Annotated in this window: 11 protein-coding genes; 9 read left to right on the forward strand and 2 right to left on the reverse strand. The window is 38.2% G+C overall.

What is annotated here, in order from left to right:
• The first annotated feature begins 36 nt into the window (after positions 1–36).
• Positions 37–1,014 carry a DNA polymerase III subunit delta gene (gene holA / locus P9M13_06195; protein ID MDP8262873.1) on the forward strand — a complete coding sequence of 326 codons (978 nt, stop codon included), beginning with the start codon at positions 37–39 and terminating at the stop codon, positions 1,012–1,014.
• Between the two features lie 118 nt (positions 1,015–1,132).
• On the opposite strand, the gene rpsT is transcribed toward holA, so the two are convergent.
• Positions 1,133–1,402 carry a 30S ribosomal protein S20 gene (rpsT, locus tag P9M13_06200; protein ID MDP8262874.1) on the reverse strand — a complete coding sequence of 90 codons (270 nt, stop codon included), beginning with the start codon at positions 1,400–1,402 and terminating at the stop codon, positions 1,133–1,135.
• 68 nt (positions 1,403–1,470) lie between these two features.
• Here rpsT and P9M13_06205 point away from each other — a divergent pair, with 68 nt between their 5' ends.
• The 8 genes from P9M13_06205 (at position 1,471) to P9M13_06240 (ending at position 13,306) form a co-directional block, all read left to right on the forward strand.
• A complete protein-coding gene (locus tag P9M13_06205) occupies positions 1,471–2,949 on the forward strand; it encodes an excinuclease ABC subunit UvrC (protein MDP8262875.1) in 1,479 nt (492 codons plus the stop codon).
• 108 nt (positions 2,950–3,057) lie between these two features.
• Positions 3,058–6,060, forward strand: coding sequence for a preprotein translocase subunit SecA (gene secA / locus P9M13_06210; GenBank protein ID MDP8262876.1), 3,003 nt, complete (start codon positions 3,058–3,060; stop codon positions 6,058–6,060).
• A 40-nt stretch (positions 6,061–6,100) separates the two neighbouring features.
• Positions 6,101–7,690, forward strand: coding sequence for an apolipoprotein N-acyltransferase (gene lnt / locus P9M13_06215; GenBank protein ID MDP8262877.1), 1,590 nt, complete (start codon positions 6,101–6,103; stop codon positions 7,688–7,690).
• A gap of 82 nt (positions 7,691–7,772) precedes the next feature.
• On the forward strand, positions 7,773–8,822 hold the full coding sequence (gene prfB, locus P9M13_06220; GenBank protein ID MDP8262878.1) for a peptide chain release factor 2: 1,050 nt from the start codon (positions 7,773–7,775) through the stop codon (positions 8,820–8,822).
• Between the two features lie 102 nt (positions 8,823–8,924).
• A complete protein-coding gene (locus tag P9M13_06225; GenBank protein MDP8262879.1) occupies positions 8,925–10,244 on the forward strand; it encodes an AMP-binding protein in 1,320 nt (439 codons plus the stop codon).
• 25 nt (positions 10,245–10,269) lie between these two features.
• Complete coding sequence (locus P9M13_06230) at positions 10,270–11,013, forward strand: MtnX-like HAD-IB family phosphatase (protein ID MDP8262880.1); 744 nt, start codon at positions 10,270–10,272, stop codon at positions 11,011–11,013.
• Positions 11,014–11,039: 26 nt separating this feature from the next.
• Positions 11,040–12,452, forward strand: coding sequence for an aminotransferase class III-fold pyridoxal phosphate-dependent enzyme (locus P9M13_06235; GenBank protein MDP8262881.1), 1,413 nt, complete (start codon positions 11,040–11,042; stop codon positions 12,450–12,452).
• Positions 12,453–12,457: 5 nt separating this feature from the next.
• Positions 12,458–13,306: a serine hydrolase gene (locus P9M13_06240; GenBank protein ID MDP8262882.1), complete on the forward strand. Its 849-nt coding sequence runs from the start codon at positions 12,458–12,460 to the stop codon at positions 13,304–13,306.
• 33 nt (positions 13,307–13,339) lie between these two features.
• On the opposite strand, the gene P9M13_06245 is transcribed toward P9M13_06240, so the two are convergent.
• The coding region (locus tag P9M13_06245) for an IS30 family transposase (protein MDP8262883.1) at positions 13,340–13,543 on the reverse strand (204 nt) is incomplete at its 5' end.

Raw genomic sequence — 13,543 nt, forward strand, 5'->3', positions numbered from 1 at the left:
TCCATGTACTTTATGCAGTAAAAACCCTCAATTATTATGGATGCAGTAGGACTTAAAAAGCAAGTTAAAGCACAGACCATTTCGTCACTCTACGTCCTTTCCGGCCCAGAGACACTTCTCAAGAATGATGCGTTTCTATACCTAAAAAAGCATGTAGTTACCGATGATTTATCTTATGAAAAATATAATGGTAAAGAAACGAAATTTTCAACTATCGTTGACAATGCATCTATGATGCCATTTTTTGGCGAGAAGAAACTTATCTATGTAGAAGAAGCCGATTCAATATTGAAAGAAGTTGATGATCTCATAGCATATCTCAAAGAACCATCTCCGTACGCCTGTATAGTGTTGTGTGTTAAAAACGTTGATAAAAGAACAAAAATATGTAAAGAGCTTGAAAAGAAAAACATTCTTATTGTCTGTAATACACTGTATCCCAATCAGGCGAAAGAATGGTTGTCAGGGTATGTGAAAAAAAATGACCGCTATATGGATAGTGATGCCCTTGATCTTTTACTAGACAACGTAGGTATGATGCTCGAAGATTTAGTGTCTGAAGTAGATAAGATAATGATTTATGCAGGAGAAAGAAAGAAAATAGTCAGATCTGATGTGGAGGCGCTTGGTGTTTCAATGAAAACGGAAGATGTTTTTGAGCTTACCAATGCGATAGGGAACAAAGATAAGAAAAATGCGATACGGATCTTGATAAAATTGTTAGACGAAGGTAAACAGGCGCCTGAAATAATTGGCCTATTACGGTGGCAACTTGTGAGGTTGTTTGGTGCCGGTGAGATGATGGATTCTGGATGTAATCAGAAGGAAATCGCCTCACATTATCGTGTTCATCCCAGGTATGCCGGCGGATTTATTGAGAACACGAAACAATACAAGAAATCTAATAAGGTTACTCAATTTGAAGCGTTGTTACATGCGGATATGTCGTTTAAAAGTGGTTTAAGCGATGAACGTGGGGCGCTCATGTCTTTGATGTTATCATTGTGTAGATAAATCCCGTTATTAAGACACATGCCATTAACAGGAGTTGAAAAGTATTTAATGGTTTAAAATGAAAAAGGGCACTCCAGTTTATTGGGGTGCCCTAAGTATGTATGTAATGTAATATAAACTACTTTTTAACCGCTTTGTTGAGTTTTTTCACTACTCTTGATTTTTTACGAGCCGCAGTATTATCGTGAATAACTCCTTTTTTCGATGCCTTATCAAATGCACTTGTAATTTTTGGCAAATAGGCTTGTGCTTCCTCAATCTTGTTATCCTCGATAAGGCCTAAGAATGTATTAACAATAGTTTTGAGCGAGCTCTTCACTGCTGTGTTTCGTACGTGACGTATTTTTGATTGCCGTAATCGTTTTAATGCTGATTTCTGCTGTGGCATTCATATCCTCCATGTTATACTATATTTATACGTTATAAGAATATGAAAAATAACAAAGAGAAGACTATATGTCAAGTCATTTTATCAAGGAAAACATAAAAGACAAGCTAAAAAAGGTTCCTGATTCTCCGGGTATATACTTTATGCGGGGCAAGCACGGGGAGATTTTATATATTGGTAAAGCCCTTTCCCTTAGAAAGAGGGTACGCTCGTATTTTAAGAATATAGCACGGTTAGATACTAAAACGAGGTCATTGGTTAAAGAAATCGTTGATTTTGAGTGCATTTTGGTGAAAAGTGAAGAGGAGGCGCTAATCCTTGAAGCACGGCACATACGTGAATACTTACCAAAGTATAATATTGCTTTGAGAGATGATAAGCGCTATCCAATGATACGTGTATCCGTACAGGAACAATATCCGCGGATCTCAATAGTCAGGTTTAAAAAAGATGATGGGGCACGATACTTCGGGCCTTTTACTGATTCCGGCGGGGTGAGAAAAATAGTCGAGTTGCTCTATACTCTTTTTAAATTACGACGCTGTAGGTATGTTACCTTAAAAAAAGCGCATGCGAAACATTGCCTATATTGTAAAATTGATGCCTGCTTAAAGCCCTGCATAGATGCTGTTTCTGAGGATGATTATAGAGCTCATATCAAAAATGCCATATTGCTTTTGTCAGGCGCGACAAAAAAACTTTTGCATAGTTTAGAGCACGAGATGAAAAAAGCATCTCAAAGGCGTGAGTACGAACGTGCGGCACAAGTGCGTGACACGATCCGTGCATTGACAGGTACGATTAAAGCGCATGCACGAAATATTAATATATATAAAAGAATGGCGTCTCATTTGGCACAGGGGGTAGAGGAGTTACAAGAAAAATTAGAATTACCATATTCCCCAAACACTATTGAGGCAATAGACATTTCAAACATCACTGGTGTATGCGCTGTTGGTTCAGTGGTTGTATTTAAGCAAGGACGTCCGTACAAGAAAGGGTATAGGCGATATCAAATTAGAGAAGTTGAAGGAATTGATGATTATAGCATGATTCGAGAGGTGGTAAGAAGACGTTATGCAATAGCTCAAGATGATAAAAAAGATATGCCGGATTTTGTATTTATCGATGGGGGCAAGGGACATTTGCAAGCTGCTTTGAAGGAAGCAAGGAAACACAGCATTAATCCTGTTCTATTTATGAGTATTGCAAAACGAAACGAGGAAATATTCGTTCCAAAGAGAAAAACACCAATTTGTTTGGAAAGAGGTTCTTCATCACTCCTTTTAGTACAGCACGTGCGTGATGAGGCACATAGATTTGCCCTTCAGTATCATAGGAAGTTGCGCCGCAAACGTATCAAAGAATCAATACTTGATGATATTTCCGGTGTTGGCGAAAAGCGAAAACGTAATCTGTTGTCGCGCTTTGGTTCAATTGACGCACTTAAAGGTAAAACAGCTTGCGAGATTGCTGAAGCGCCCTCAATAGATATGAATCTTGCTCGCGTGATTTATGAGTATATTCATAAGGGGGTTACGAAATAATATGGACAAGCCCTTTTGTGTAAGAAAACTCATTTCTTTATTGCGTCATCCGCTTCTTTTTAATAACATTATCGGACTGATTATACAATAAGAGAAAGGTTTATATACATGGTAGGAAATATATTAAAATTGCTTTTTGGAACAAAATTCGAAAGAGACGTAAAAAAGTTTACTCCCGTTGTCCAAAAGATCAATGAAATCGAAGAGTCGTATCAATCATTGCCAGATGATGATGTGCGGGCAAAAACTGATGAATTTAAGAAACGACTCGCTGAAGGTGAAACACTCGATGATATTATGCCGGAAGCATTTGCAACGGTAAAAAATGTATGTCGTCGTTTGTGTGGAACCTCATGGGATGTCTGTGATCACCCTGTCGCCTGGGATATGGTGCCTTTTGATGTACAGCTCATTGGCGCGATAGTGCTCCATAAAGGTAAAATTGCGGAAATGGCTACGGGTGAAGGTAAAACACTTGTTGCAACAATGCCTCTTTATCTCAATGTTCTCTCAGGGAAAAATGCTCATCTTGTGACAGTGAATGATTATCTTGCTAAACGTGACAGCGAGTGGATGGGGAAAGTATATGAAATGCTTGGTGTCACTGTTGGTTGTATTCAGCATGATATGAGTCCTCAAGAGCGTAAAGCGGAGTATGCTAAAGATATTACCTATGGAACAAATAGTGAGTTTGGTTTTGATTATCTTCGCGATAATGGTCTTGCTCTTTCATATGAAGATTGTGTCCAACGCGGGCATAATTATGCCATTGTCGATGAGGTAGATAGTATTCTTATTGACGAAGCACGAACACCACTTATTATTTCCGGACCCTCATCAGTTTCTTCACATGTATATGACAAACTCAAACCTGTTGTACAGGACCTTGTTCGTAAACAGACATTATTATGTAATAGATTATTAAAAGAAGTGAAAGAACAATATGATAAAGAAGGCATCACGGGCGAAAATGAAGAAATTATAGGAAAAAAATTGTTTCAGGTCCAAATCGGTACACCAAGAAATAAGCCGCTTTCAAAAATGATCGAAAATCCTCAAATTAGGAGATTGATGGATAAAATAGATGGTGAGTTTCACAGTGATTTACGTAAAAAAGATCTCCCGGTAATAAAAGAAGAAATGTTGTATATAATAGAAGAAAAACAGCACTCTGTTGATTTGACCGAAAAAGGCAGAGATACAATCAGTCCCGGTAAGCCTGAAGAATATATGTTGCCTGACATTATTACCATGTACCAGGAAATTGATGGTAATGAAGCTTTTTCAGATGATGAAAAAGAAGTAAAAAAGCAGGAACTGCAGACATATTTTGATACGCTGAGTGAGCGCATACACAATCTATCACAATTGTTGCGCGCATATTCGCTGTTTGAAAAAGATGTAGAATATGTTGTTCAGGATAATCGCGTGATGATAGTTGATGAATTTACCGGGAGACTCATGCCGGGAAGACGATATAGTGACGGATTGCATCAAGCGCTTGAAGCAAAAGAAGGTGTCGAAATTGAACGCGAAACACAAACATTTGCGACAATCACTATACAAAATTATTTTCGTATGTATGATAAGCTTGCCGGTATGACCGGTACCGCAGTAACTGAGGCGAATGAATTTAGCCAGACTTATAAATTAGATGTGTGCGTTATTCCTACAAATAGACCTATTATGCGAAAAGATAATCAGGATGTCATCTATAAAACAAAGAGAGAGAAGTACAATGCTATTGTTGATGATATAGCTTCTTCGTATTCGGAAGGTCAACCGGTTCTCGTTGGTACGGTATCCGTTGAATCATCAGAAGTCTTAAGTAGATTGCTGAAAAGGAGAGCTGTTCCTCATAATGTTCTTAATGCAAAATACCATCAGAAGGAAGCAGAAATTGTATCGCTTGCTGGCCAACGCGGGGCGGTAACAATTGCGACTAATATGGCTGGTCGTGGTACGGATATAAAACTTGGGCCTGGTGTCTTGATGAAAGATGAAAAGACTGAAGACGTTTCCGGGGGCTTATGTGTTATCGGAACGGGAAGGCATGAAGCGAGGCGCATTGATCTTCAGCTGAGAGGTCGTTGTGCACGTCAAGGTGATCCGGGGCAATCACGCTTTTATGTATCATTAGAAGATGATCTCATGCGTCTTTTTGGGTCAGATAAGATCGCTCGCGTTATGGAACGTATTGGTATTGAAGAGGGACAGGAATTAACACATCCTCTTCTAAGCCGTTCTATTGAAACAGCGCAGAAACGTGTTGAAGAGAGAAATTTCTCAATACGTAAACATACATTAGAATATGACGATGTGATGAACAAGCAGAGAGAGGTGATCTATAATTATCGTATGCAGGTACTTGAAAATGAAGACCTAAAAGAACTTTTAGATGAAATGATAGATGAAGTTTTGGAAGAAACAATTGAAGAATACGCTTCGGATAAAACTCATCCATCTGAATGGGATATCGAAGGGTTGTGCAGCTGGTTTAATCAGACATTTCGTGCTGTTATCACCTATAACCCTGAGGAAAATTATAGTAAAAGTGAATTGAACGAAAACTTCCGTAGCGAGATAGACAAGTTGTATGTGCTTAAGGTTAAGTATGAAGGCGAAGAAATGGTTCAGCGTCTCCTTCAGTATGTTAAACTTACCACGATTGACCGCCTGTGGCAGGAACATTTGTATAATATGGATTCTCTGAGAGAAGGTATTGGGTTAAGGGCGTATGGACAGACCGATCCGTTGATTGCCTATAAGCAGGAAGCGTTTACCATGTTTTCTGAGATGATGAGTAATATTAAGACTGATATTGTCAGCTCTTTCTTTAAAGTCGCCATGTATGTGCCGAAAGAGGAAGAAACACGACGAAAGGTGCCTACTCAATTAATTCATCAGGAAGTATCAGGGTTAGAAATGAGTTCTGAAGAACAGATGGAACGTGCCGGTCAAGCTCAAGAGTCAAGACATGGCGCGATGAGACCTGAAGGGGCCGCACTTACTCCGGTAAAACGTGAAAGTGAAAAGATTGGAAGGAACGATCCGTGTCCTTGCGGTAGTGGTAAAAAATACAAGAAATGTTGTGGCGCGGGAAATTCTTAATTATCTTTTAACTCTTGTATAGGTGCATACCTTGAATGTCGTGAAGAATAATAATATAGCGTTATATGTCCTTTCAATCCTATCGGCGTTTTTACTGATTTTAAGTTTTCCCTATTTTAATATTCATTATCTTGCATGGTTCTTTTTGGTGCCTGTTTTTATCGGATGCAGTCTTGCGGGCGTCTCAGACTATGTTAAACGTCTCGGATGGTATCTTTTTGGTCTGGTGTTTTTCTTTACTGTTCTTTACTGGGTAATACATGTTACCGGCGTTGGCTATATAGCATTATGTTTATATGTAGCGCTCTATTTTTTACTTTTTATGTATATTATGGACAAAATAATTGAAAGGAAACGATCAATTATTTTATGGGCCCCGATCGTGTGGGTAGCGTTGGAATTTGTCCGTAGTGTACTTTTTACCGGTTTTCCTTGGGCATTAGTGGGTGCTTCACAGGTATCATATCTTCATCTTATTCAGATAGCGTCACTGACCGGCGTATGGGGCGTATCATTTTTTGTTGTTCTTTTAAATGCATTCATATTTGAGAATGTATATCTTGGCATCATTAAAAAAGAGGGAGTAAAAAGTTATACTACGACATTATTGGCAATCGTGATGGTGGGGGGAACATATATATTCGGGGCAAAAGAGCTTTCATCAGAGAAGCAGGACGCGCAATATATTCCTTTTAATATTTCGGTCGTGCAGCCAAACATTTCTCAAGATATTAAATGGGATAAACGGCATAAGGATTACATAAATAAGCGGTTTAAAAATCTGACATTGGAGCTCAAAGGTGAGAACCCCGATCTTGTTATTTGGCCTGAAAGCTGTGTTCAGGGAGAGATACGCTATGATCAAAATATTTATGAGCATGTTTCCAGTATAACGCGAGCAATCGATGCACCGATCTTACTGGGTAGTCAGGACATTGAATTTGGCAAAGAATGGATTTTCTATAATTCGGCGTTTCTTATTCATCCTAAACATAAACTTATGGGAAGCTATAAAAAGGTGCATCTGGTGCCGTTTGGCGAGTATGTTCCATTTGCTGAAAGAGTACCTTTCATAAGAAAAATGACACCAATACAAATTGATTTCCATGAAGGGGACGAGTACACGATTTTTGGAATACCGCAATTATATAAAAGATGGAAAGACGAATCAGGTGAGATTAAATCTCATATTCGCATAATACGTTTTGCTACGATAATATGTTTTGAAGATATTTTTCCCGGGCTGGTAAGAGAGTTTGCTGCGCAGCACATTGATTTTATTGTGAATATTACCAACGATGCTTGGTTTAAGAAAACAAGCGCTCAAATGCAGCATGCTTATTTATCTGTGTTTAGGGCTGTAGAAAATAGGACGTACCTCATAAGGGCAGCTAATACAGGGTATTCGTGTGTTATAGATCCCTATGGGAGGATTGTAAAAGATATTCGTGATAAAAATGGTAGCTCACTTTATGTTCCCGGACATTTTACCTTTCCATTAAGAAGCGTTCATAAGCGCACTGTGTATACACAATATGGTAATTACTTTCCTAAGGGATGTATGATTATAACGCTTTTGGGTATAGTAATTTTTTATGTGCGAAACAGGTATTCTCGAAGAAGAAGATAAAAATAAAATCGTAATAGATAAGAGGGAGTATATATGTATAAAGAAATGAAAGAAAAAATAGCAGATTTACAAAGAAGACTGAATGAAATGCGAGGTTATCTTTGACGTTGCTCAAAAGTCTGATGAGCTAAAAAAATTACAAGAAGTAACGGCCGCGAACAATTTTTGGGATGATAATAACAAAGCCAAAGAAACGATAGAGAAGGTCAATATACTCAAAAGCTGGGTTGACCCATGCAGGGATGTAGGCGATGAATTATTATCTCTAACGGAACTAAACGACCTATCGCAAGATGAGCCTGAGGGATCATCGATCTTTGAAGAGTTGAGTTCTGAAATTGTACTGGTAGAGAAGAAGCTTGAGCAGCTAGAATTCAAAAAGATGCTTGGCGGTCCTCTCGATGGTAATAACGCGTTTTTGAGCATTAATGCTGGTGCAGGTGGTACTGAATCGTGTGATTGGGCTGAAATGCTTTTAAGAATGTATAAACGTTGGGCAGAACGCCGCGGATTCTCTGCTGAGATAACGGATATATTGGCTGGTGAGGAAGCAGGGATTAAAAATGTAACGCTACTTGTAAAAGGTGAATTTGCATACGGGTATTTGAACGCTGAACGTGGTGTGCATCGACTTGTTAGAATATCTCCTTTTGATTCTAATAAAAGACGGCATACGTCTTTTGCATCGATTGATGTTATCCCTGAAGTCAATGATGAGATAGAAATTGAAATAGATGAAAAAGATTTGAGAATTGACACCTATCGTGCTGGCGGGGCAGGCGGTCAAAAAGTTAATAAGACTGATTCTGCGGTACGAATAACACATATTCCTACTAATATTGTTGCTCAATGTCAAAATGAACGCTCTCAATTTCAGAATAAAGCTACATGTCTTAAGATATTAAAGGCACGTTTGTACGAGAAAAAGGAGAAGGAAAAGAGAGAACAGCTTGCTAAGGAATATGGCGAGAAAATGGATATTGCGTGGGGTAGTCAGATACGTTCATATGTGTTCCATCCGTATCAGATGGTTAAAGACCATAGGACAGATATGGAAACATCTAATACGCAAGCGGTTATGGATGGTGATATTGATATGTTCATAGAGGAGTATCTAAAGGCGTTAAAATAGGTAATTACAGCCTATTATACCTAATTTATATAGATTTTACAGTACTCATTCATTGACAAAATGTGTCTGGTATCCTATTATGAACAGAATTAATGAGGGTGTATGATAAGAAATATTGCAGGTATGGCAGAACGTGTTATAACTGGTGGCAGGCCTTCTAAAGTCTTGCGTCTTGCAAAATCGGTAAGTCCGGCGGTTATAGAGTCAATGAAACGGAGAAATCTTAAATGGACTCTAGGGCATGTTCTTAATAAATCGACATTTTATAAGGAAAATCTTTCCGGGATAGATATTGATTTCACTAAGATCAAACATCCGTCTGAACTCGGTGATTTTTTCACCACATCTGGCGATATATCTCAGTATCCTTCGGAATCATTCTTATGCGGTAAGCCTCATAGAGCATTTGAGACAACTGGTTCGACCGGTAAGCCGAAACGCGTTTATTTCTCAAATAAGGAATTTGCAGATTTGTCGCGTTGGGGTGCGGCGAGTCTTTATATGCTCGGTATGCGTGAGGCAGATCGCGTTATAAGTACCTTTGATTTTGCTTTCTGGATACCAGGGATAACCATTCAAGACATGATTAAACACGTAGGTGCGTTTCATGTGGTTGGCGGGAAGATAGCTCCATCTGAGATCGTTAGCCGTATAGATGATTATAATTTTAATGTCATTATGGGTGATCCTTCCTGGATTATTCAATTTACAGAACTTGTCAAAGATCACAAAAAATATAATGTAAAACTACTTCTTGGCGGTGGAGAACATGTTTCCGATGATATCAGAAAACGCATAGAAGAGGCGTGGGGAGCTGATATGATATTGAGTTATGGTTCTACCGAAATGGGTGGTGCATCATCATCTGAATGTCTTGAAAAAAACGGGTATCATTTGAATGATTTTGCGTTCTTTTTTGAAATTATTAATCCTGATAAGGATGGGTATGGAGAAGTAGTTTTTACGACACTTGTAAGGGATACCATGCCTCTTATCCGGTATCGTACTGGTGATATAGCTCGTTTTATTGAAGATACATGTCCGTGTGGAATGCAAACAAAAAGACTTTCTAAAATTCGTGGGCGAGTTGATGATATGGTTGTTTTAGGGGCAGGAAATATGTTCCCTTGGATATTTGAAAGTATTCTTCATGACATACCTGAAATTTCAAATGATTGGCAAGTGGCAGTATTAAAACCTGAATGCCAAGATGTCTTGGAATTTAGAATGGAGAAGGTATCAAATGATGAAACTGCTATTCTGGATAAAGTTAAAACGAATATTCGCAAACGATTTAATGATATATGGAAGAATTATGAAGTGGGTATGTGTGACATCAGGTTTTCGCTACATGAGCGTGGATCATTGAGAAAAGGGAGAAAAATAAAGCGGCTTATTGATGAGAGAATAAACACCAATTAATAATGTTTGCTGTGAGAATAAAATAATGGATAGAAAGATGGACACTTATAGCGTATTTTGTGATTTTGACGGGACCATAACGGTTAAGGATACGACAGATGAAATATTGCGTGCATTTGCAGATAAAGAGTGGGAAAGCGTTGAGAATGAATGGCTGAGTGGTGCATTTGGTTCAGAAGAATGTTTGCGCAGACAAATGAAGCTTGTAAAGGCCACTGAGAATGAGTTGATTGCACTGTTAGATACGATAGAGATTGATCCTTTTTTTCTGCAGTTTGTATCCTTTTGCAAGAAAAAGAATATATCGGTTACTGTAGTAAGTGATGGTTTTGATTATATTATTAATTATATATTAAACAAACATCAATTAGGGCATTTGCCGCATTATGCGAATACGTTGCTTTTTGAGGATGGTTCGTTGAATACACGCTTTTCTAATTCGCGTCCTGATTGTGATCTTTGCGCAACGTGCAAAGTTGGAGTTGTTAATAGGGTGAAACAAGATAGTGAAAAAGTAATCGTTATTGGTGACGGTTATTCTGATAAGTATATAACGCAATGTGCGGATTATCTTTTTGCAAAGGAAAAATTAAGAGATGTTTGCGAGCAAAGCGGTATTGCATATTATCTGTTTGGCACGTTTCAGGACGTGATAATAAAAATGGAAGAATGTATTGTCTCAAATGATGGTTCAGATAAATCCGTATGTGGATTAGAATCAAAAGTATTCGATAAGTGTATAGCGTTAAGAACGGGTGTTTTGAAATAAGCATTATTGAAAGTGAGGAGGTTGTTTTGGATGTAAAAATCAAACGTGGCGAGGCTAAAGAAGGTATGTCTAGCGATGAGTTGTTATCAATAGAACGTGAGTGCTGTTCTTTCGGAGATACGGTGCATTATCTAGAGCCGCCAAAAATATTTGAAAGATGTGAGGGATCCTATCTCTACGATGAAGATGGGACTCCGTACTTGGATATTCAAATGTGGTATTCGGCAGCCAGTTTCGGGTACAAGAATAAACGTTTACAGGATGCTTTAATTGCTCAACTTGATACACTTCCGCAGCTTGCGTGTCAGTATCTGCATAAAGAAAAGATTCTTCTTGCATCAAAGCTGGTACAAAAATGTGCACATGCTTTTAATGCTAAAGGTCGCGTTCATTTTAATGTAGGAGGATCTCAAAGTGTTGATGATGCATTAAAACTTGTGCGCAATGAGACGGGAAAAAATCATGTTTTTGCTTTTATGGGGGGATACCATGGCCGTACGTTAGGTGCTTCCGCGATTACATCAAGTTATCGTTATAGGCGTCGCTACGGACACTTTGGTGACCGTGCAAGCTTTGTGCCGTATCCATATTGTTTTAGATGTTTCTATGGTAAAAAACGAGATGACTGTGACTTGTATTGTGTAAAGCAATTTGCAAAATTATTTGAGTCAGAATATTATACATTTTGGGATGGAAAAGCTAATGAAAGCGAATGCGCAGCTTTTTTTGTTGAAGCGGTACAGGGAACAGGCGGATACATTGTTCCTCCAAAAGAATATTTTGTAGAATTAAAAAAGGTGCTTGATCAAAGGAATATATTGCTTGTTGACGATGAAATACAAATGGCTTTTTACCGTACCGGTAAATTTTGGGCAATTGAAAACTTTGGGGTTACGCCGGATATTGTTGTTTTTGGTAAAGCTTTAACGAATGGACTTAATCCGCTTTCAGGGGTGTGGGCGAAAGAAGCTTTGATCAATCCGGAGACATTTCCTCCGGGATCAACACATTCAACATTTTCATCGAATACTCTCGGGACGGCGATCGCCCTTGAATCGGTAAAAATGATGGAAGATGAAAATTATGATCGTATTGTTCCTCAGAAAGGGGAGTATTTCCTCAAACAACTTCGCCAGCTACAAAAGAACTACCCAAAACATATTGGAAACGTTGATGGGTTAGGTTTGACACTCCGCGTGGAGATTTGTGCCGGTGACAGTTTTACCCCATCAAAAGAATTAACGGATAAGATATTTGAAGAGGGGTTAAAAGGGAAGTTATCCAGCGGAAATAAACAGTATGGACTCGTTTTAGATGTTGGTGGATACTATAAGAATGTTTTTACTATTGCGCCTGCATTTTCAATTACCTACGAAGAAATAGATCTTGCGGTAGCACTTTTTGAACAGTGTTTACATAACGTTGGAATACGAGATTAGAAAATATGATAAGAAAAATTAAAAAGCTAATGGTTTATGGCGTAGCGACAATGCTTTATATAATCTGTCTGGCATTGCCACTTTATGCTGATAAACCTACGGTTACAGCAAAATCAGCACTTATATATGATATTACCAGCGGAGAGGTTTTATATGAAAAGAACCCTTTTAAAAAACTCCCGTGTGCAAGTAACGTAAAAATTATTACGGCGATGGTTGTGGCTGACCGTTCCCATAATGTTGTCACAGCGAAAGTGTCAAAAAAAGCTTTAAGGGGACTTAACACACGCATATATCTTAATAAGGGTGTAGAGTATACGATAAACGATTTGCTGTATGCACTGCTATTGGAATCTTCTAATGATGCGGCAAACGTTCTTGGGGTAAGGATCGCTGGTTCAGTAAACAAGTTTACAAAACTTATGAATCAAAAAGCAGCTTTTATAGGTGCAAAAAAAACCAAGTTTGCGAACCCGAGTGGGCTCACAGATAAAAAAGTAAGCCAATATACTACAGTGCATGACTTGAATAAAATGATGATAAGATTTTTAAAGTATCCGCAATTATATAAAATCATGAAAAAGAAACATGCATATATAAAAGGGTCTGATGGAAAAAGAATAAAACTGAGGAATCATAATAAACTTCTAAAAAGGTTTCCCAATACGATCATCGGTAAAACAGGGTACACATCGCTTGCGAAACATTGTTTTGTTGGTTTTTCTACTGTTCCGGGTAAACGATATGTTTTTGTTATCTTAGGATCAAAAAAACCATGGACTGACATGACACGGTTATTGGCATATGCAAAATGCATCAAAAAGAAACCGAAAAAAAGCATAGGTGGATTGTAAAGTTAAATGCCGTAGATAGTGGTCATTTTTCATTTAAGCTGCAATCTCCTGAAGTTCTCTTTCAAACCCCTGTTGAGCAGATTGAAAATTTAGTATCTTGCGTGGGTAGTTATTAATCCAGTTTTCTATAGTTTGAATGGTTGATTGTGTCAGGTTTTCTATCTTTCTGCCCTTGGCAATGAATCGTCGAATAATTCTGTTGATGTTTTCATTGGTACCTCTTTCCCAAGAAGAATA

The organism is Candidatus Ancaeobacter aquaticus (assembly GCA_030765405.1).
GTDB classification, from domain to species: Bacteria; Auribacterota; Ancaeobacteria; order Ancaeobacterales; family Ancaeobacteraceae; genus Ancaeobacter; species Ancaeobacter aquaticus.

Excerpts from the sequence above, each read along its gene's own strand:
- P9M13_06240 (MDP8262882.1), top strand. The coding sequence starts at position 12,458 with ATGATAAGAAAAATTAAAAAGCTAATGGTTTATGGCGTAGCGACAATG.
- P9M13_06205 (MDP8262875.1), top strand. The coding sequence starts at position 1,471 with ATGTCAAGTCATTTTATCAAGGAAAACATAAAAGACAAGCTAAAAAAG.
- P9M13_06230 (MDP8262880.1), top strand. The coding sequence starts at position 10,270 with ATGGATAGAAAGATGGACACTTATAGCGTATTTTGTGATTTTGACGGG.
- holA (MDP8262873.1), top strand. The coding sequence starts at position 37 with ATGGATGCAGTAGGACTTAAAAAGCAAGTTAAAGCACAGACCATTTCG.
- rpsT (MDP8262874.1), bottom strand. The coding sequence starts at position 1,402 with ATGCCACAGCAGAAATCAGCATTAAAACGATTACGGCAATCAAAAATA.
- secA (MDP8262876.1), top strand. The coding sequence starts at position 3,058 with ATGGTAGGAAATATATTAAAATTGCTTTTTGGAACAAAATTCGAAAGA.
- P9M13_06225 (MDP8262879.1), top strand. The coding sequence starts at position 8,925 with ATGATAAGAAATATTGCAGGTATGGCAGAACGTGTTATAACTGGTGGC.
- prfB (MDP8262878.1), top strand. The coding sequence starts at position 7,773 with ATGAAATGCGAGGTTATCTTTGACGTTGCTCAAAAGTCTGATGAGCTA.